Below are 18327 nucleotides of genomic sequence, written 5' to 3' on the forward strand. Positions count from 1 at the left end.
TGTGATAAAAATCACCGTTTTTAAACAACCTTGATAACTCTTTTTAACAATCATCTACTATTGCGGTGTTATTTTGCGCTGAGGTGGTGATGAAAGAGGTTGTGATAGTCGGGGCGTTAAGGACACCGATTGGCTGCTTCCAGGGGACACTGGCGCGCCACTCTGCCGTTGAATTAGGTAGTATGGTGGTCAGGGCGTTACTGGAACGCACGGGCGTGGACGTTCACGCTGTGGATGAAGTGATCCTCGGTCAGGTGCTTACCGCAGGTGCCGGGCAGAACCCGGCGCGTCAGTCCGCCATCAATGGTGGGTTGCCCAATACCGTTTCCGCTATCACCATTAACGATGTTTGCGGTTCGGGTCTGAAAGCGCTGCATCTGGCGACCCAGGCTATCCAGTGCGGCGAAGCTGACATTGTGATTGCGGGCGGGCAAGAGAATATGAGCCGCGCGCCGCATGTCCTCACCGACAGCCGCACCGGGGCGCAACTGGGTAACAGTCAACTGGTCGACAGCCTGGTGCATGATGGGCTGTGGGATGCTTTCAACGATTATCATATGGGCGTCACTGCAGAAAATCTGGCGCGGGAATATGGTATCAGCCGCGAATTACAGGACGCCTACGCGCTTCATTCGCAGCATAAAGCGCGGATGGCAATTGATGCCGGGCGCTTTAAAGATGAGATCGTGCCGGTGGTGACCCAGCGTAATGGGCAATCCTTTGTGGTGGATACCGACGAGCAGCCGCGCACCGATGCCAGCGCCGAAGGGCTGGCGCGCCTGGATCCTACCTTCGACAGACTTGGTTCGGTTACGGCGGGCAACGCGTCATCTATCAATGATGGTGCCGCCGCGGTGATGATGATGAGCGAAGCCAAAGCACAGGCGCTGAATTTACCCATACTGGCGCGCATTCGCGCCTTTGCCAGTGTCGGCGTTGACCCCGCGCTCATGGGGATTGCGCCAGTGTACGCGACGCGTCGCTGCCTTGAGCGCGTCGGCTGGCAACTGGCGGATGTCGATTTGATTGAAGCCAATGAAGCCTTCGCCGCGCAGGCATTATCCGTTGGGAAAATGCTGGAGTGGGATGAACGGCGGGTGAATGTGAACGGCGGAGCCATTGCGCTCGGTCACCCGATTGGCGCATCAGGCTGCCGGATTCTGGTTTCACTGGTGCATGAAATGGTGAAACGTCGGGCGCACAAAGGCCTGGCAACGCTGTGTATCGGCGGTGGCCAGGGTGTGGCACTCGCTATCGAACGAGATTAACGATCTTAGATTTACCGTCTTAAACGCCTTTCTAAGTGTTTTCGCTGCACCTGTAAAAAAGCCCTCCAGCAGGAGGGCAAGGCCAGTTACAGAAACATACACTCTAAACACCGTTAACTTATCAAAACATTGTTTCATTTCATGTGATTAACTGCGCACTTTGTTAGAAAAGGTGTCTTATCGGCCGATGATCTCGGCTGAATTTTTCATTTTTTATCCCCACCTCTAATGAATGAATCAATTTATCTTATTGTTATTAAATCATTTTATTTAAACACATTTCGCTATTTATACGCGCTGACGTGATCGCACTTACACTTTTGATAATAAGATGCGGAAAAAGTGAAACATCGTTTTAGTTATAATTGAAAACCCGTTCCGGGAGGGATATCATGAACGCATTAGGTAAAACGGAACGGCGTTTTGCTATCGCTCAAGAATTCACGGTCAATTTATCACTGGAGGTAAATGTGGACGTAAGACAAAGCATCCATAGTGCGCATGCTAAAACCCTGGATACCCAGGCGCTGCGTAATGAGTTTTTGGTAGAAGAAGTGTTTGTTGCTGACGAATACACCATGGTCTACAGCCACATTGACCGCATTATTGTTGGCGGCATTATGCCAGTGGGTAAAACCGTCTCTGTAGGTGGTGAAGTTGGCAAACAGCTGGGCGTAACCTACTTCCTCGAGCGTCGTGAGTTAGGCGTGATCAACATCGGTGGACCGGGCACGATTACTGTTGACGGCCAGTGCTATGAAATTGGTCATCGCGATGCGCTGTATGTCGGTAAAGGGGCCAAAGAAGTGGTTTTTGCAAGCATTGACCCAGCAAAACCCGCCAAGTTCTATTATAACTGCGCGCCGGCACACATGACTTATCCAACCAAAAAAGTGACCCCAGCCGACGTTGCGCCAGTGACGTTGGGTGATGATCTCACGAGTAATCGCCGTACCATCAACAAGTATTTTGTGCCGGACGTACTGGAAACCTGCCAACTGAGCATGGGCCTGACCGAACTGGCGCCGGGCAACCTGTGGAACACCATGCCGTGCCATACCCATGAACGCCGTATGGAAGTCTATTTCTACTTCAATATGGAAGAAGACACCTGTGTCTTCCACATGATGGGGCAACCTCAGGAAACGCGTCATATTGTGATGCACAATGAGCAGGCGGTAATTTCTCCGAGCTGGTCTATCCATTCTGGCGTTGGTACGAAAGCCTATACCTTCATTTGGGGTATGGTTGGCGAAAATCAGGTCTTTGATGATATGGACCACGTTGCAGTCAAAGATCTGCGCTAGTCGCGGGCGGCTACTCAGCCTGTCTGTGACGGGCATTATAAAAAATAAGGATTTACAATGATTTTGAATGCATTCTCTCTTGAAGGTAAAGTCGCCGTTGTGACGGGTTGTGACACCGGTTTGGGTCAGGGGATGGCGCTGGGTCTGGCGGAAGCAGGTTGTGATATCGTGGGTATCAACATTGTTGAGCCGACTGAAACCATCGAACGTGTTACCGCACTGGGCCGCCGTTTTTTAAGCCTGACCGCCGATCTGCGTCAAATTGATGGTATTCCGGCACTGCTGGAGCGTGCGGTCGCAGAATTCGGTCATATCGACATTCTGGTGAACAACGCCGGTCTTATCCGTCGTGAAGATGCGATCGACTTCAGCGAAAAAGACTGGGACGACGTGATGAACCTGAACATTAAGAGCGTGTTCTTCATGTCTCAGGCGGCGGCGAAGCACTTCATTGCCCAGGGTAACGGCGGTAAAATTATTAATATCGCCTCTATGCTCTCCTTCCAGGGCGGCATCCGTGTGCCGTCTTACACCGCGTCAAAAAGCGGCGTAATGGGCGTGACGCGTCTGATGGCCAACGAGTGGGCAAAACATAATATCAACGTGAATGCGATCGCCCCGGGTTACATGGCGACGAACAACACTCAACAGCTGCGTGCTGATGAACAGCGTAGCGCCGAAATCCTCGATCGTATCCCGGCGGGTCGTTGGGGGCTGCCGAGTGACCTGATGGGGCCTGTCGTGTTCCTGGCATCCAGCGCCTCTGACTACATCAACGGTTATACCGTAGCGGTAGACGGCGGCTGGCTGGCGCGTTAATCCGCCTTCCAGCACCGATAAACCCTGCCATCTGGCAGGGTTTTTTTTCATATTTGGATCATTAAAATCCATATTGTGGTTATAAATTATTCCATATTTATTTCCCTGTATATGGATTCTTTATTTTTAATATTCTTTAATATCATTGCTTTAAATTTAATTGAGTAATTAGCGGTAAATTTTAAAATTGGAATATCCATCACATAACGATGTGGTGCAGCAATTTTATCCATGTTTTTGCCGTTTCCCGCCTGACGCTTCCTGCAAGGGATCCCTTACTTTCATCGACATGGCTTACTCTGTATCTGGCAGGAAAAAATGGTCTCAATAAATAATGATGCTGCTTTAGCGCCGCGCACTGTGCGCGATACGCGACGTATGAATATGTTTGTTTCGATCTCTGCGGCTGTCGCAGGGTTGTTATTTGGCCTCGATATCGGCGTAATTGCCGGCGCGTTGCCTTTTATCACCGATCACTTTGTATTGACCAGCCGTCTGCAGGAGTGGGTGGTGAGCAGTATGATGCTTGGCGCGGCGATTGGTGCGCTGTTTAACGGCTGGTTGTCATTCCGACTGGGACGCAAATACAGCCTGATGGCCGGGGCGATCCTGTTTGTCGTCGGTTCCCTGGGGTCGGCATTTGCTTCCAGCGTGGAAATGCTCATTTTTGCCCGCGTGGTACTGGGCGTTGCCGTAGGTATCGCCTCCTACACTGCGCCACTCTATTTGTCTGAAATGGCCAGTGAGAATGTGCGTGGCAAGATGATCAGTATGTATCAACTGATGGTTACGTTGGGCATTGTGCTGGCCTTTTTATCCGATACCGCGTTTAGCTACAGCGGTAACTGGCGCGCTATGCTGGGTGTATTGGCGCTCCCGGCGGTGTTGCTGATTGCTCTGGTCGTTTTCTTACCTAACAGCCCGCGCTGGCTGGCGGAGAAAGGCCGCCACATCGAAGCCGAAGAAGTATTACGTATGCTGCGTGATACGTCAGAAAAAGCCCGCGATGAGCTGAATGAAATTCGTGAAAGCCTGAAGCTGAAGCAGGGCGGTTGGGCGTTGTTTAAAATTAACCGTAACGTACGGCGCGCGGTTTTCCTCGGGATGTTGTTGCAGGCAATGCAGCAGTTCACCGGGATGAACATCATTATGTATTACGCGCCGCGCATTTTTAAAATGGCCGGTTTTACCACCACAGAGCAGCAGATGATTGCCACGCTGGTGGTTGGCTTAACGTTTATGTTCGCGACTTTTATCGCTGTCTTTACAGTAGATAAAGCCGGGCGTAAACCGGCGCTGAAAATTGGTTTCAGCGTGATGGCCATTGGGACGCTGGTGCTCGGCTATTGCCTGATGCAGTTTGATAACGGCACCGCATCCAGTGGACTTTCCTGGCTGTCAGTCGGCATGACCATGATGTGTATTGCCGGTTATGCAATGAGCGCCGCACCGGTGGTGTGGATCCTGTGTTCGGAAATCCAGCCGCTGAAATGTCGCGATTTTGGCATCACCTGCTCCACCACCACCAACTGGGTGTCGAACATGATTATCGGCGCAACCTTCCTGACGTTGCTCGACAGTATTGGCGCCGCGGGTACGTTCTGGCTTTATACCGCACTGAACGTCGTATTTATTGGTATTACCTTCTGGCTTATTCCTGAAACCAAAAACGTTACGCTTGAGCATATCGAACGTAAGCTGATGGCTGGCGAGAAGTTAAGAGATATTGGGGTGTAAATAGTGAGACGCAGTGTCGGATGACGTCTTGTGCAGGCCGGGTAAGCGTAAGCGATACCCGGCATTTTTGTATAACAAGGTTTGAGAATGGAGAGATTACGCCTGCAGGAAGTCTTCGCGCACCGGGGTGAAGGTATCGAGCAATGTCCCCGGCTGTAAACAGACGCAGCCGTGCATGATATTGGGTTGCTTGTACAGGGTGTCACCTGCATGGACGACATGCTTTTCTTCCCCAATCGTAAATTCAAACTCACCCGATAAAACGTACGTGAGTTGTTCATGCGGATGGTTGTGCATTGGGCCAACTGCGCCCTGCTCGAAATTAACTTCCACGGCCATCATTTTGCCATCGTGAGCCAGAATACGCCGGGTAACGCCGTTACCCAGATCTTCAAGCGCGGTTTCTTTATGAAAAATAAACATTCGGTATTCCCGCAGTAAAATGAAACATTATTTCATTAAATTTATATCAGAAAATGAAAAAAGGAAATGTGCGCCGACAGATGTGGAAAGTTGATCACATCTTTGGTTCACTGGGAGGACAACCACGAATAAGGGCAAATGATGAAAACGATCGGTCTGTTAGGCGGAATGAGCTGGGAATCCACTATTCCCTATTATCGTCTGATTAATGAAGGGGTTAAGCAGAGTCTGGGCGGTCTGCATTCTGCGAAAATTCTGCTGCATAGCGTCGATTTCCATGAGATTGAAGCGTGTCAGTCGAACGGTGACTGGCCGCGGGCAGGGGAGATCCTGGCGCAGGCGGCGGTGGGGCTACAGCAAGCGGGGGCTGAGGGAATTGTGCTGTGTACTAACACCATGCATAAAGTGGCCGAGGCCATTGAAACGGCCTGCGATGTCCCGTTTTTGCACATTGCCGATGCAACAGGACGAGCCATACAACAGCAGAAGATGAGTAACGTCGCGCTGTTGGGCACGCGTTACACCATGGAACAGGATTTCTATCGTGGGCGTTTACAGACGGAATTTGGCATTAGCACGCTAATCCCTGATGCTGACGACCGACAGAAAATAAACCAGATTATTTTCGAGGAACTGTGCCTTGGTGAATTTAGCGAAACATCCCGTGATTATTACCTGAGCGTGATTGAGCAACTGGCCCGTCAGGGGGCACAAGGAGTGATCTTCGGCTGCACCGAAATTGGCCTGCTGGTTCCCACTGAAATGAGCCCGTTGCCGGTCTTCGATACCGCGGCGATCCATGCGCAGGATGCCGTGACGTTTATGCTTTCACCTGAGACTGCAAAATAGCCTCCAGCGGGTCGGTAAGCCGGTGGAGATGGGACTGTAGATGTGCTGTAAAAGTATCAACCAGCGCGGATGCCGGGCGATGCAGTGGATGAATCAGGCTGACGGTAAAAGGCACCGAAACACTAAAACGCCGGATTACAATCCCGCTGCCTGCGTAATCCAGGGCGGTCAGCGGGTTTACTACTGAGATCCCCACGCCGGCACGTACCATCGCACAAATTGATGCGGCACTGTGCGTTTCTATGACCATTCGGCGCTTGACCTGATGATCATTAAACAGGGTATCCAGCAACTGGCGATAGCTGTCGGTGCGCGACAGGCTGATATAGTTTTCCCCCTGAAAATCCTGCGGTGTTAATACTGCTTTCCCGGTCAGGGGATGTCCCTGCGGCAGCACGCAAACTTCATCCAGCGACAGTAATTCAGTGCGTTTAGTCCCGGCGGGGGTATGCAGGGTCTCAGTTAACCCGAGATCGTGACGTTGTGCTGATAGCCACTCTTCCAGCAGCGGCGACTCCTGCGGCACAATCTGAATGTTAACCTGCGGGTAGTGGGTGAGGAAGGGTTGCAGCAACGGCGGTAAAAAGGACTGTGAGAACACTGGCAGGCAGACAATCGACAGCTCGCCCTGACGAAATTCACGCAGGCTTTCGGCGGCGCTGACGATCCGGTCCAGGCCATACCAGGATCGCTGCACCTCTTCAAACAGGCGTAGCCCTTGCACTGTAGGATGCAGCCGGCCTCGCGTACGTTCGAACAGTGTTAACCCCAGAACTTTTTCAAATCTTGCCAGCTCGCGACTGACGGTAGGCTGCGACGTGTGCAGCATCCGTGCGGCTTCCGTCAGGTTGCCTGCTGTCATAATGGCGTGAAAAATTTCAATGTGGCGCAAGTTAACGGCGGGCATTGGCGATCCTCAAATAAACATCCCATATCATTTTTGCATAGACTCGCGATAAAACGATATTTTTTATTCTCTTCGTGCTGTGGCGTAATCATAAAAAAGCCAATACCGGAGCACACCATGCCACGTCCACTCAACAGCACTGATACTGACCTGACCGCAGATAACCTGCTGCGTCTGCCCGCCGAATTCGGCTGTCCGGTATGGGTTTACGATGCGCAGATTATCCGCGCGCAGATAGCCAAACTGAGTCAGTTTGATGTGGTGCGTTTTGCCCAAAAGGCCTGCTCGAATATTCATATTTTGCGTCTGATGCGTGAGCAGGGCGTGAAGGTGGATTCCGTCTCGCTGGGTGAGATTGAACGTGCGCTGGCGGCAGGTTTTGTGCCGGAGAATGATGAGATCGTCTTTACCGCCGATATGATTGACCAGGCGACGCTGGCCCGGGTGCATGAGCTACGTATTCCAGTAAACGCCGGGTCGGTTGATATGCTGGAACAACTGGGCCAGGTTTCGCCAGGGCATCGTGTATGGCTGCGCGTCAACCCGGGTTTTGGTCACGGGCATAGCCAGAAAACCAATACCGGCGGCGAGAACAGCAAGCACGGTATCTGGTATAGCGACCTTCCGGCGGCGCTGGAGGTGATTCAGCGTTATCAACTGAAACTGGTGGGCATTCACATGCATATCGGCTCCGGTGTGGACTACGGCCATCTGGAGCAAGTGTGTGGCGCGATGGTGCGTCAGGTTGTTGAATTAGGTCAGGATCTGGAAGCTATATCTGCGGGTGGAGGTTTGTCGATCCCGTATCGCGAAGGAGAAGAGGCGATCAACACCGATCACTACGTTGGTTTGTGGAGCGCGGCACGCGATCAAATAGCCAAACATCTGGGGCATCCGGTGAAGCTTGAGATCGAGCCAGGACGTTTTCTGGTGGCGGAAGCGGGTGTGCTGGTGGCGCAGGTGCGCAGTGTGAAAGAGATGGGCAGTCGCCACTTCGTGTTGATCGACGCTGGCTTTAACGATCTGATGCGGCCAGCAATGTACGGCAGCTATCACCATATCTCCGCATTGGCCGGGGATGGCCGCTCGCTGGATAATGCGGCGCAGATTGAGACGGTGGTTGCCGGTCCACTGTGCGAATCGGGCGATGTTTTTACCCAACAGGAAGGCGGTAAAGTCGAAACCCGTCTATTACCTGCGGTAGTGCCGGGAGATTACCTGGTATTGCATGATACCGGTGCGTATGGCGCGTCGATGTCGTCGAACTACAATAGCCGCCCGCTGTTACCGGAAGTGCTGTTTGATAACGGCGTGGCGCGACTGATTCGTCGTCGTCAGACCATTGAAGAGCTGTTAGCGCTGGAGCTTATCTGATTGCATGCCGGATGGTGCTACGCTTATCCGGCCTACGAAATTAACGGTGGGGTCTTTAGGCCGGATAAGGCGAAGCCGCCATCCGGCATCTGATTAAGAATTACTTATAATACGGCCCTGTTGTCACCGATTCCCGCAACACCAGGGTGCCCGTAAACGGCGGAATGGGTTCAACGTCTTCGTCATTAGCCAGACGAATAGCCTGATCGATTGCCGTGGTTATCATGGTATCGATCGGCAGATAGACGGTAGAGAGTCCTGGCTCCAGCCATTTCGCGCTGGGCGCATCATCAAAACCAAACAACGAAACATCTTCGGGGATCTTTAGTCCAGCCTGATGTAATGCTTTCGATGCACCTAACGCCATATCATCGTTACAGGCGAACAGCGCGCTGAATATCACCCCTTCATCCAATAGTTCACGACAGGCTTCATAGCCTCTGGTCATCGTTGAATCACCGTATTTGACCCTGGCGGGTTCCCAGGGAATACCGTTTTTTTCCAGCGCTTTACGATATCCCATCAACCGGGATTTACCGGTTGGCGTATGGCCGGGTACGGTGATGCAGGCAATATCACGATGTCCTTGCGAGATGAGGTAATCGACTGCCTGAAACGCCGCGTCTTCCTGTTCAAAGAAAATCGCGCGGTCGCGGGCCTGGCTGACGTCGCGGTTAATGACCAGCAAGGGCATATCAATGCGGGTCATCAGCGACATAATCGCCTTTTCGCTCATGTAGCGAGTGTAGAGAATAATGGCGTCGCACTGTCGGTCGGCCAACATTTGAACGGCTTCCTGCTCTCGCTCTGGTGTGTCATGGCCGTCGGTGACAATCAGCTGTTTGCCGTGAGACTCCGTCTGGCGCGATGCCTGTTGCAGCAAACGACCAAAGTAGAATCCATCAAATGTAGATACCACCAGACCAATGCTGTTGCTGGTGCGGTTTGCCAGTGAGCGCGCTAAAAAATTGGGCCGATAATCGAGTGCCTGCATGGCGTTGAAGACTTTCTGGCGCGTGCTTTCTTTTACCTGCCCCGTACCATTAAGTACGCGTGAAACGGTCGCTTTCGATACGCCAGCATGTCGTGAAACGTCTAACATCGTTGTCATGACGCAATCCTGATTAATCGTTTGACGAAGAATTTCCCGGCTCAGTCAGCGCCGAAACGGAATGCCGGCGTACCAGCGTTGGGTTAAAGACGTGAGTGATTTCCGGGACCGGGCGTTTTTCGGCCAGCGCCAGCGCCAGTTCGGCGGCCTGGGTTGCCATCGTCACGATAGGGTAGCGTACCGTCGTCAGCCGTGGACGCACGTAGCGTGAAACCAGTACATCATCAAAACCAATCAGCGAGATTTCTCCCGGCACATCAATGCCGTTATCATTTAATACACCCATAGCGCCCGCCGCCATTGAGTCGTTATAGCAGGCGATAGCCGTGAAGTTTTTGCCGCGACCAAGCAGCTCAGTCATTGCCTGCTCGCCGCCGCTTTCATCGGGCTCGCCAAACGTGACCAGTCGATCGTTTACCGGAATATTGCTTTCCGCCAGCGCGTCGTAATAGCCTTGCAAACGATCTTCCGCATCTGAAATGCTGTGGTTGGAACACAGATAACCGATGCGCGTATGGCCCTGCTGAATAAGATGACGGGTTGCCAGCCAGGCACCGTAACGGTCGTCCAGCGCAACGCAGCGTTGTTCGAATCCCGGTAAAATTCGGTTGATCAGGACCATTCCGGGGATTTGTTTCATCAATGATGTCAGCTCGGCATCCGGGATAATTTTAGCGTGGACCACGAGGGCTGCGCAGCGGTGGCGAATAAGTTGCTCAATCGCCTGACGTTCCTTTTGCTCGTTATGGTAGCCGTTGCCAATCAGTAAAAAGTTACCGGTATTATAGGCCACCTGCTCGACAGCTTTAACCATTGCCCCAAAGAACGGATCGGACACATCACCGACTACCAGACCGACGGTTTCAGTAGATTGTTGTGCCAGCGCCCGCGCGTTGGCGTTGGGGTGGTAGCTGAGTGATTCCATTGCACTCATTACAGCCAGACGCGATGCGTCGCTGGCTTTGGGGGAGTCATTGATCACTCGAGAAACGGTGGCGACTGATACACCAGCTAGTCGGGCTACATCCTTTATGGTCGCCATGATAGTACCTGTTGTGGGTAAACGCTTACATCTCGCCAGTGTTACGGAAAACGGCTGCCTGTTCAAGCAGATTGCCCGTCAGGACGTCGCAAATGTGAGCGGACACGAGCGAAGTAAGACAGAAAATAGAAAATGAAAACCTTTGCTTACACTTTGCGATGTGCTGTTGCGATTGTTCGCTGGTGAGGTGAGAGAGCGGATTGATAGAGTTGAGATCCCAGAGGTATTGATAGGTGAAATCAACTTTCGGGTTGATCACAAAATTTACACCAGCCTGCGCAGATGCGCAGGTTTTTTTTTGCGTCCAGCGTATCTGTAACAGTAACCGATAATTTACACAACTCGTTGCACTTGGGTTCATTCCTTTGCGTTTTCCAACTGGCGGAACGGCGCGGTGACGACCACAATCAAGATCCCAGAGGTATTGATTGGTGAGATTATTCGGTACGCACTTCGTACCTGTCTCTTGCACCGACCTGCGCGGATGCGCAGGTTTTTTTTCGGACTCTATTTACCCGTTATCTGTCGCGCCCCTTCTCCAACTCGTATACTCTCCCACCATTGATGGTTATATAATTAATGGCACAGGGAGTTGAGATGCTATTTGGCTTTTTTCGAAATCTGTTTCGCGTGCTGTTTCGTGTTCGCGTTACGGGCGATGTCAGCGCGCTACGGGGAGAACGCGTCTTAATCACGCCCAACCATGTCTCATTTATCGATGGTATCCTGCTGGCGCTCTTTTTACCGATTCGCCCTGTGTTTGCCGTTTACACCTCTATTAGTCAGCAATGGTATATGCGCTGGCTAACCCCGCTGATTGATTTCGTGCCGTTAGACCCAACCAAACCGATGTCGATTAAGCATCTGGTTCGTCTGGTCGAACAGGGGCGCCCGGTGGTTATTTTCCCGGAAGGACGTATTTCTACCACCGGTTCACTGATGAAAATCTACGACGGTGCCGGGTTCGTTGCCGCAAAATCAAAGGCGACGGTGGTGCCTGTGCGTATAGAAGGTGCAGAACTGACCCATTTCAGCCGTCTGAAAGGTTTGGTTAAACAGCGCTTCTTTCCGCAAATCAGACTCCATATTCTACCGCCAACGGTATTGCCGATGCCGGAAGCGCCGCGCGCGCGCGAACGCCGCAAAATCGCCGGTGAAATGTTGCACCAGATTATGATGGAAGCGCGTATGGCGGTACGCCCGCGTGAAACGTTATACGAGTCTCTGCTGGCGGCAAAATATCGGTTTGGCGCAGGCAAAAACTGCATTGAAGATATTAATTTCACTCCGGACAGCTATCGCAAACTGCTGACGAAAACGCTGTTTGTCGCGCGTATTCTGGAAAAATACAGCACCGAGGGTGAAAGAATCGGCCTGATGCTGCCAAATGCGGGAATCAGCGCGGCGGTTATTTTTGGCGCCATTGCGCGTCGACGCATTCCGGCCATGATGAATTACACCGCGGGCGTGAAGGGATTGACCAGCGCCATTACTGCCTCTGAAATCAAAACGATCTTCACTTCCCGGCAGTTTCTCGATAAAGGCAAACTCTGGCATTTACCGGAACAACTTACTCAAGTGCGCTGGGTGTATCTGGAGGACTTGAAGGCCGATGTGACCTTTGGCGATAAGCTGTGGATTTTTTCACATCTGCTGGCTCCACACCTGGCACAGGTGAAGCAGCAGCCGGAAGAGGCTGCGGTGATCCTCTTTACCTCGGGATCAGAAGGCCACCCGAAAGGTGTCGTACACAGCCATAAGAGCATTCTGGCGAACGTCGAGCAGATTAAGACGATTGCCGATTTCACCGCCGATGACCGCTTTATGTCGGCGCTGCCGCTGTTCCACTCTTTTGGCCTGACGGTAGGATTGTTCACGCCATTACTGACCGGTGCTGAAGTGTTTTTGTACCCCAGTCCGCTGCATTACCGCATTGTGCCGGAGCTGGTCTACGACAGGAACTGCACCGTGTTGTTTGGTACGTCAACGTTCCTCGGCAACTACGCGCGGTTTGCTCATCCGTACGATTTCCACCGTCTGCGCTATGTGGTAGCGGGAGCGGAAAAACTGCAGGACAGCACGAAACAGTTGTGGCAGGAGAAATTTGGCCTGCGCGTCCTTGAAGGCTATGGCGTGACGGAATGTGCGCCGGTGGTGTCTATCAACGTACCGATGGCGGCGAAATCGGGAACGGTAGGGCGCATTCTGCCTGGTATGGATGCCCGACTGTTGGCGGTGCCTGGTATTGAAGATGGCGGGCGTTTACAGCTGAAAGGCCCTAATATTATGAGCGGCTATCTGCGCGTCGAAAAACCTGGTGTACTGGAAGTCCCAACCGCAGAAAATGCGCAGGGTCAGATAGAACACGGCTGGTACGACACCGGTGATGTTGTACGCTTTGATGAAAATGGCTTTGTACAGATTCAGGGACGTGCCAAGCGCTTTGCCAAAATTGCCGGTGAGATGGTGTCACTGGAGATGGTTGAACAGCTGGCGCTGGCGGTATCTGCTGAAAAAATGCATGCCACGGCTATCAAGAGCGATGCCAATAAAGGGGAAGCGCTGGTGCTGTTTACTACCGACGGCGAGCTGACCCGTGAAAAATTACTCCAGTATGCGCGCATCCACGGCATTCCAGAGCTTGCCGTACCGCGTGATATCCGCCACCTGAAACAACTCCCTCTGCTCGGCAGCGGTAAGCCAGATTTTGTGACACTGAAAAACTGGGTCGATGAACCGGAAAAACAACATGCGTGAGTCAGTACACACTAGCACTTCAATCTGGTCAAAAGGGATGATGTCCGTTATCGCCGCGCAGTTTTTGTCAGCGTTTGGCGATAACGCGTTGTTGTTTGCTACCCTGGCTTTGCTCAAGGCGCAGTTCTACCCGGACTGGAGCCAGCCAATCCTGCAAATGGTGTTTGTGGGTGCTTACATTCTATTTGCTCCTTTTGTCGGGCAGGTCGCGGATAGCTTTGCGAAAGGCAGAGTGATGATGTTCGCCAACGGTCTCAAGCTACTGGGGGCGGCGAGTATCTGTTTTGGCGTTAACCCATTTCTGGGGTATACGCTGGTGGGTATTGGTGCAGCGGCTTATTCTCCGGCCAAGTATGGCATCCTGGGTGAGTTGACGACCGGCGATAAACTGGTGAAAGCGAATGGCCTGATGGAGGCGTCAACCATTGCCGCTATCTTGTTGGGTTCTGTTGCTGGTGGTGTGCTGGCCGACTGGCATGTCATTGCTGCGCTTTCCGCCTGCGCCCTGGCTTATGCTGGTGCCGTGGTGGCTAACCTGTATATCCCGAAACTGGCTGCGGCTCGCCCCGGTCAGTCGTGGCATCTGGGCAAAATGACGCGCAGTTTTTTCTGTGCCGCCTCCTCACTGTGGCGCAACGGTGAAACGCGTTTCTCATTGGTCGGAACCAGCCTTTTCTGGGGTGCGGGTGTTACGCTGCGTTTTCTGCTGGTGCTGTGGGTTCCGGTGGCGCTCGGCATCACCGATAACGCCACGCCGACCTACCTTAATGCCATGGTCGCGATCGGGATTGTTGTCGGCGCGGGGGCGGCTGCGAAACTGGTGACGCTGGAAACCGTGTCGCGCTGTATGCCTGCGGGGATACTGATCGGCATCGTGGTGCTGATTTTCTCTCTTCAACATTCGCTGCTTCCGGCCTACGTGTTGCTGCTGCTTATCGGCGTGTGTGGTGGGTTCTTTGTTGTGCCGCTAAATGCGTTACTGCAGGAGCGGGGCAAGAAAAGCGTCGGCGCGGGCAATGCGATTGCGGTGCAAAACCTGGGCGAAAACAGTGCGATGTTGCTGATGCTGGGTATTTACTCACTGGCGGTGCTGGTGGGGATCCCGGCGGTCGCGATTGGTATTGGGTTTGGGGCGCTGTTTGCGCTGGCGATTGCGGCGCTGTGGATTTGGCAGCGCCGCCGGTAACATTGCCGGATGGCGACGCAAGCGTCTTATCCGGCCTACAGGACGAACAATTTGTAGGCCTGATAAACGCTGCGTCATCAGGCACTAAAAATTATGGTGCAGGATAGGTATACACCTGATGCACCGCTTCAATCTCTGCAAGTACTTCTTCACTCAACTCCAGATACAGGCTTTCAACGTTGGTTTTTAGCTGCTCCATCGTCGTGGCGCCCAGCAGGGTGCTGGCGACAAACGGCTGACGACGCACGAATGCCAGCGCCATCTGCGCAGGATCGAGGTTATGGCGTTTGGCGATATCCACATAGGCTGCGACGGCTTTTTGCGTTTGCTCGCCGCTGTAGCGCGTGAAGCGGCTAAACAACGTATTGCGTGCGCCGGCAGGTTTCGCACCGTTCAGGTATTTACCGGTTAAGGTGCCAAAACCAAGGCACGAGTAGGCCAGTAGCTCAACGCCTTCATACTGGCTCACTTCGGCCAGTCCAACTTCAAAGCTGCGGTTTAGCAGGCTGTACGGGTTCTGGATGGTGGCGATACGCGGCAGGTCATGTTTGTCTGCCAGGTGCAGGTAACGCATTACGCCAAACGCCGTTTCGTTGGAAACACCGATGTAACGAATCTTACCTGCACGCTGAAACTCTGCCAGCGCGTCCAGCGTATCCAGCAGGGAAACGACCGGCGCGGAATCCGCCCAGCTATATCCCAGCTTACCAAAGCAGTTTGTCGGACGCTGCGGCCAGTGGACCTGATAGAGATCGAGATAATCGGTCTGCAGTCTTTTCAGACTGTCGTGCAGTGCTTCACGGATGTTTTTACGATCCAGCGCCTGATTCGGTCGAATACCGCTGTCATTGTTACGCGCCGGGCCGCTAACTTTAGAGGCAACAATCAGTTTTTCGCGGCTGCCGTGTTTGGCGAGCCAGTTGCCCACGTAAGTTTCGGTGAGTCCCTGGGTTTCTGGACGCGGCGGTACCGGATACATCTCGGCAACGTCGATTAAATTTATGCCTTGTGCAACGGCATAGTCGAGCTGTGCATGTGCGTCGGCTTCGCTGTTTTGTTCACCAAACGTCATTGTGCCCAGCCCCAGTGTACTGACTTCCAGCGAGCTGTGGGGTATACGGTGATATTGCATAGCCGTTTCCTTTTTATAATCACGACATAAGGATTATAAAAATGGCTGAGGGAAGGGAAAAAGGGAAGCAAAATTGTTAAGGCCAGCAGCGTGGCTGACCTTAACCATCAACGCTCAATGATTTGAGAGACTTCGTCGCGGTTAATTTGCATCGCATTGCCTTGCTGATCGTGGTAACTCACCAGACCGGTATCATCGTCAATTTCTGGTTTACCATCGGTCAGGATCATTCGCCCATCTTTTGTTGCCATCACATAATCGCTGCTGCATCCGGAAACGGCAAAAGCCAGCCCGACGGCGGAAATTAAAACTGCCCATTTTTTCATCTGCTTATCCTCAATGGCCTGCGTCTGACACTAGTTTAGTAATAACGCGAAGTTGTGCAGGGCGAAAGCAGTAAAATCTTAATCTGTGAGAGAAGGAAGGTGCGCGGGGAGTATTCGCTCCCCATGCGGGGAGCGAGAGTGTCAGTCAGAGCGGATTTTTTTTATTGCGCCACAGGTTCAGGGTCTCTACAGCGATAGAGAAGAACATAGCGAAGTAAATGTATCCTTTCGGCACATGGACATCGAAGCTTTCCAGGATTAGCGTGAAGCCAACCAGTATCAGGAAAGAGAGCGCCAGCATTTTTACCGAAGGGTGACGATCAACAAACTCACCGATTGGGCGGGCTGCAAACATCATTACGCCCACGGCAATCACGACGGCTGCCATCATAATAAACAGATGATCGGACAAGCCTACTGCGGTGATTACAGAGTCCAGACTGAAGATAATATCCAACAGCATGATCTGCACAATCGCGCCCAGGAAAGAAGAGACGCGGGTTTTCAGCCCTTCCTCTTCACCCTCAATGGACTCGTGGATCTCTTTACTCGCTTTCCAGATCAGGAACAATCCGCCGAGCAGAAGGATCAGATCGCGCGCTGAAATCGCCTCGCCAAACAGTTCGAATAACGGGTTCGTGAGCCGCGTTACCCATGCGATGGATGCCAGCAGCGCCAGACGCATCACCATCGCTGCCGCCAGCCCGATTCGTCGGGCATGATTGCGTTGTGCTGTTGGGAGTTTTGCTACAACCAGAGAAAGGAAAATAATATTGTCGATCCCGAGAACGATCTCCAGCAGCGTCAGCGTACCGAGCGCCAGCCAGGCGTTAGGATCGGTTATCCATGCAAATAACATCGAACAAAGTCCTGCCAAAAAAAAGAAGCGGTAATTATAGGCGCGTAACGCGACGGGCGAAAGGTCAGGGTGTGTTATTGAGCCTGGAATAGAAAATGCCGTTCCAGCAATGCGCGGGTGAAGTTCTTTTTCAGGTAAAAACCGCGGGGCAGGGTGAGGATGGGTTCGCCATGAGCGCCAATGGCCTCGGTAAGCGCCCGGGCGTTGGCGGCTTTTGGGCGTAGTTGTAAAACTTCACCATGACGGGCGGTGATACGTTCGACGTGGCCTAACACTATCATGTCCATCAACTCTTCCCAGTCCAGACGTAACTGTCGATCTTCCTCTTCATTCGGACTCCACAGTAGTGGAGAGCCAACGCGCCGTTCAGCCACAGGGATGCTGCGTTCACCTTCTACGGGTATCCACAACACGCGTTTAAGCTTGTGTCGAACATGGCTGGTTTCCCAGGTCACGCCAGTATTGCCGGTTAACGGTGCTACGCAGACAAAGGTCGTTTCCAACGGTTTGCCAAGGCTATCTACAGGGATCGTTTTTAACTCCACGCCCAGCGCGGCAAAATCCTGCTCCGGTTTACTGCCCGCACTGGCCCCAAGCCAAATTTCCAGCAGCACGCCAATCCAACCTTTGTCCCGCTTCAGATCCTTTGGCGTGGCGAGTCCTGCCATCGCCGCCAGTTCTCCCAGCGTGTAGCCCGAAAGTTGCCGTGCCTGGTGCAGCAACTGGGCTTCGGATTCTGGAGGAGAAAGCAATGGATGGAGTTCTGGCATCAGGGTTACCCTTGGGTTAAAAAATGAGCAATGATTTTACACCGTGTGGACAGAGTTTATCTTTTTCCACATATTTTATCCAATTGCATGATTTATAGTGGTTTTTATATTTTGATGTAGAGGGTTGCGCAACAGAAAGCCGGGTTTTCCAATTCTGGTCACTGACAATGAACAGGATCTTACACCATGTTATCCACAGAAAGATGGGATAACTGTGAAAAACCCCCACTACTGTTTCAATTTACAGCCTTGACGTGCGACGAAAATCGAATTTTCACACAAATTGTGCCTAACTTATTGGCATAATCTGTGGATAAAACCAACGCTGGTCGATCTTTCATCAGCTCGAAGATCGTATGCGTGATGTGCATCACACTTCTGCAGGTTTAGCTACAGTTATTACTTTTAACTTAATGAATATATAAGACTATTTTTGGATTGTGACGGATGTCTTATTCAG

At 52.3% G+C, this 18327-nt stretch carries 17 protein-coding genes; 8 read left to right on the forward strand and 9 right to left on the reverse strand.

Annotation, left to right across the window (positions count from 1 at the left end; translation table 11 throughout):
• Nucleotides 1-89: 89 nt before the first annotated feature.
• From IB196_RS04185 to kduD, 3 genes are all read left to right on the forward strand, one after another.
• The gene (locus tag IB196_RS04185; protein WP_005123390.1) at nucleotides 90-1268 is read left to right on the forward strand and encodes an acetyl-CoA C-acetyltransferase; all 1179 of its coding nucleotides are present in this window, start codon (nucleotides 90-92) and stop codon (nucleotides 1266-1268) included.
• 470 nt (nucleotides 1269-1738) lie between these two features.
• Nucleotides 1739-2575 carry a 5-dehydro-4-deoxy-D-glucuronate isomerase gene (gene kduI / locus IB196_RS04190; RefSeq protein WP_005123391.1) on the forward strand — a complete coding sequence of 279 codons (837 nt, stop codon included), beginning with the start codon at nucleotides 1739-1741 and terminating at the stop codon, nucleotides 2573-2575.
• Nucleotides 2576-2632: 57 nt separating this feature from the next.
• Nucleotides 2633-3394, forward strand: coding sequence for a 2-dehydro-3-deoxy-D-gluconate 5-dehydrogenase KduD (gene kduD, locus IB196_RS04195; RefSeq protein ID WP_005123393.1), 762 nt, complete (start codon nucleotides 2633-2635; stop codon nucleotides 3392-3394).
• A gap of 86 nt (nucleotides 3395-3480) precedes the next feature.
• On the opposite strand, the gene IB196_RS04200 is transcribed toward kduD, so the two are convergent.
• Nucleotides 3481-3627 carry a hypothetical protein gene (locus IB196_RS04200; protein ID WP_156135321.1) on the reverse strand — a complete coding sequence of 49 codons (147 nt, stop codon included), beginning with the start codon at nucleotides 3625-3627 and terminating at the stop codon, nucleotides 3481-3483.
• Nucleotides 3628-3712: 85 nt separating this feature from the next.
• Here IB196_RS04200 and araE point away from each other — a divergent pair, with 85 nt between their 5' ends.
• Nucleotides 3713-5131 carry an arabinose-proton symporter AraE gene (araE, locus tag IB196_RS04205; RefSeq protein ID WP_188231922.1) on the forward strand — a complete coding sequence of 473 codons (1419 nt, stop codon included), beginning with the start codon at nucleotides 3713-3715 and terminating at the stop codon, nucleotides 5129-5131.
• A gap of 96 nt (nucleotides 5132-5227) precedes the next feature.
• Here araE and IB196_RS04210 read toward each other — a convergent pair whose 3' ends face one another.
• Nucleotides 5228-5554: a cupin domain-containing protein gene (locus IB196_RS04210; RefSeq protein WP_005123396.1), complete on the reverse strand. Its 327-nt coding sequence runs from the start codon at nucleotides 5552-5554 to the stop codon at nucleotides 5228-5230.
• Between the two features lie 141 nt (nucleotides 5555-5695).
• On the opposite strand from IB196_RS04210, the gene IB196_RS04215 reads away from it, so the two are divergent.
• Nucleotides 5696-6403 (forward strand): aspartate/glutamate racemase, encoded by a 708-nt coding sequence (locus IB196_RS04215; RefSeq protein ID WP_005123397.1) that lies wholly within the window; start codon nucleotides 5696-5698, stop codon nucleotides 6401-6403.
• On the opposite strand, the gene IB196_RS04220 is transcribed toward IB196_RS04215, so the two are convergent.
• Nucleotides 6375-7310 (reverse strand): LysR family transcriptional regulator, encoded by a 936-nt coding sequence (locus tag IB196_RS04220; protein WP_005123398.1) that lies wholly within the window; start codon nucleotides 7308-7310, stop codon nucleotides 6375-6377. The genes IB196_RS04215 and IB196_RS04220 overlap by 29 nt on opposite strands.
• A 117-nt stretch (nucleotides 7311-7427) precedes the next feature.
• Here IB196_RS04220 and lysA point away from each other — a divergent pair, with 117 nt between their 5' ends.
• Nucleotides 7428-8684, forward strand: coding sequence for a diaminopimelate decarboxylase (lysA, locus tag IB196_RS04225; RefSeq protein WP_005123401.1), 1257 nt, complete (start codon nucleotides 7428-7430; stop codon nucleotides 8682-8684).
• Nucleotides 8685-8784: 100 nt separating this feature from the next.
• Here lysA and IB196_RS04230 read toward each other — a convergent pair whose 3' ends face one another.
• Nucleotides 8785-9795 carry a LacI family DNA-binding transcriptional regulator gene (locus IB196_RS04230; RefSeq protein WP_137378446.1) on the reverse strand — a complete coding sequence of 337 codons (1011 nt, stop codon included), beginning with the start codon at nucleotides 9793-9795 and terminating at the stop codon, nucleotides 8785-8787.
• Nucleotides 9796-9808: 13 nt separating this feature from the next.
• On the reverse strand, nucleotides 9809-10837 hold the full coding sequence (gene galR, locus IB196_RS04235) for an HTH-type transcriptional regulator GalR (protein WP_149692339.1): 1029 nt from the start codon (nucleotides 10835-10837) through the stop codon (nucleotides 9809-9811).
• A 597-nt stretch (nucleotides 10838-11434) separates the two neighbouring features.
• On the opposite strand from galR, the gene aas reads away from it, so the two are divergent.
• Together aas and lplT are read left to right on the forward strand one after the other, a co-directional pair.
• Nucleotides 11435-13594: a bifunctional acyl-ACP--phospholipid O-acyltransferase/long-chain-fatty-acid--ACP ligase gene (aas, locus tag IB196_RS04240; RefSeq protein WP_040232164.1), complete on the forward strand. Its 2160-nt coding sequence runs from the start codon at nucleotides 11435-11437 to the stop codon at nucleotides 13592-13594.
• Nucleotides 13587-14780 (forward strand): lysophospholipid transporter LplT, encoded by a 1194-nt coding sequence (gene lplT, locus IB196_RS04245; protein ID WP_149692338.1) that lies wholly within the window; start codon nucleotides 13587-13589, stop codon nucleotides 14778-14780. The genes aas and lplT overlap by 8 nt, the downstream gene beginning before the upstream one ends.
• Nucleotides 14781-14871: 91 nt before the next feature.
• Here lplT and IB196_RS04250 read toward each other — a convergent pair whose 3' ends face one another.
• The 4 genes from IB196_RS04250 to mutH form a co-directional block, all read right to left on the reverse strand.
• The gene (locus tag IB196_RS04250; RefSeq protein WP_040232167.1) at nucleotides 14872-15912 is read right to left on the reverse strand and encodes an NADP(H)-dependent aldo-keto reductase; all 1041 of its coding nucleotides are present in this window, start codon (nucleotides 15910-15912) and stop codon (nucleotides 14872-14874) included.
• A 107-nt stretch (nucleotides 15913-16019) separates the two neighbouring features.
• Nucleotides 16020-16238: a lipoprotein YgdR gene (ygdR, locus tag IB196_RS04255; RefSeq protein WP_005123410.1), complete on the reverse strand. Its 219-nt coding sequence runs from the start codon at nucleotides 16236-16238 to the stop codon at nucleotides 16020-16022.
• A 145-nt stretch (nucleotides 16239-16383) separates the two neighbouring features.
• A complete protein-coding gene (locus IB196_RS04260) occupies nucleotides 16384-17097 on the reverse strand; it encodes a TerC family protein (RefSeq protein WP_040232169.1) in 714 nt (237 codons plus the stop codon).
• Between the two features lie 74 nt (nucleotides 17098-17171).
• Nucleotides 17172-17867: a DNA mismatch repair endonuclease MutH gene (gene mutH, locus IB196_RS04265; RefSeq protein ID WP_005123413.1), complete on the reverse strand. Its 696-nt coding sequence runs from the start codon at nucleotides 17865-17867 to the stop codon at nucleotides 17172-17174.
• Nucleotides 17868-18327 lie beyond the last annotated feature (460 nt).

Source organism: Citrobacter sp. C6_1 (genome assembly GCF_014596835.2).
Classification (GTDB): domain Bacteria; phylum Pseudomonadota; class Gammaproteobacteria; order Enterobacterales; family Enterobacteriaceae; genus Citrobacter; species Citrobacter pasteurii.

Bases quoted from the DNA above. Each gene is read 5' to 3' on its own strand.
- IB196_RS04185 (WP_005123390.1), top strand. From the start codon at position 90: ATGAAAGAGGTTGTGATAGTCGGGGCGTTAAGGACACCGATTGGCTGC.
- kduD (WP_005123393.1), top strand. From the start codon at position 2,633: ATGATTTTGAATGCATTCTCTCTTGAAGGTAAAGTCGCCGTTGTGACG.
- IB196_RS04200 (WP_156135321.1), bottom strand. From the start codon at position 3,627: ATGGATAAAATTGCTGCACCACATCGTTATGTGATGGATATTCCAATT.
- araE (WP_188231922.1), top strand. From the start codon at position 3,713: ATGGTCTCAATAAATAATGATGCTGCTTTAGCGCCGCGCACTGTGCGC.
- IB196_RS04210 (WP_005123396.1), bottom strand. From the start codon at position 5,554: ATGTTTATTTTTCATAAAGAAACCGCGCTTGAAGATCTGGGTAACGGC.
- IB196_RS04215 (WP_005123397.1), top strand. From the start codon at position 5,696: ATGAAAACGATCGGTCTGTTAGGCGGAATGAGCTGGGAATCCACTATT.
- IB196_RS04220 (WP_005123398.1), bottom strand. From the start codon at position 7,310: ATGCCCGCCGTTAACTTGCGCCACATTGAAATTTTTCACGCCATTATG.
- lysA (WP_005123401.1), top strand. From the start codon at position 7,428: ATGCCACGTCCACTCAACAGCACTGATACTGACCTGACCGCAGATAAC.
- IB196_RS04230 (WP_137378446.1), bottom strand. From the start codon at position 9,795: ATGACAACGATGTTAGACGTTTCACGACATGCTGGCGTATCGAAAGCG.
- galR (WP_149692339.1), bottom strand. From the start codon at position 10,837: ATGGCGACCATAAAGGATGTAGCCCGACTAGCTGGTGTATCAGTCGCC.
- aas (WP_040232164.1), top strand. From the start codon at position 11,435: ATGCTATTTGGCTTTTTTCGAAATCTGTTTCGCGTGCTGTTTCGTGTT.
- lplT (WP_149692338.1), top strand. From the start codon at position 13,587: ATGCGTGAGTCAGTACACACTAGCACTTCAATCTGGTCAAAAGGGATG.
- IB196_RS04250 (WP_040232167.1), bottom strand. From the start codon at position 15,912: ATGCAATATCACCGTATACCCCACAGCTCGCTGGAAGTCAGTACACTG.
- ygdR (WP_005123410.1), bottom strand. From the start codon at position 16,238: ATGAAAAAATGGGCAGTTTTAATTTCCGCCGTCGGGCTGGCTTTTGCC.
- IB196_RS04260 (WP_040232169.1), bottom strand. From the start codon at position 17,097: ATGTTATTTGCATGGATAACCGATCCTAACGCCTGGCTGGCGCTCGGT.
- mutH (WP_005123413.1), bottom strand. From the start codon at position 17,867: ATGCCAGAACTCCATCCATTGCTTTCTCCTCCAGAATCCGAAGCCCAG.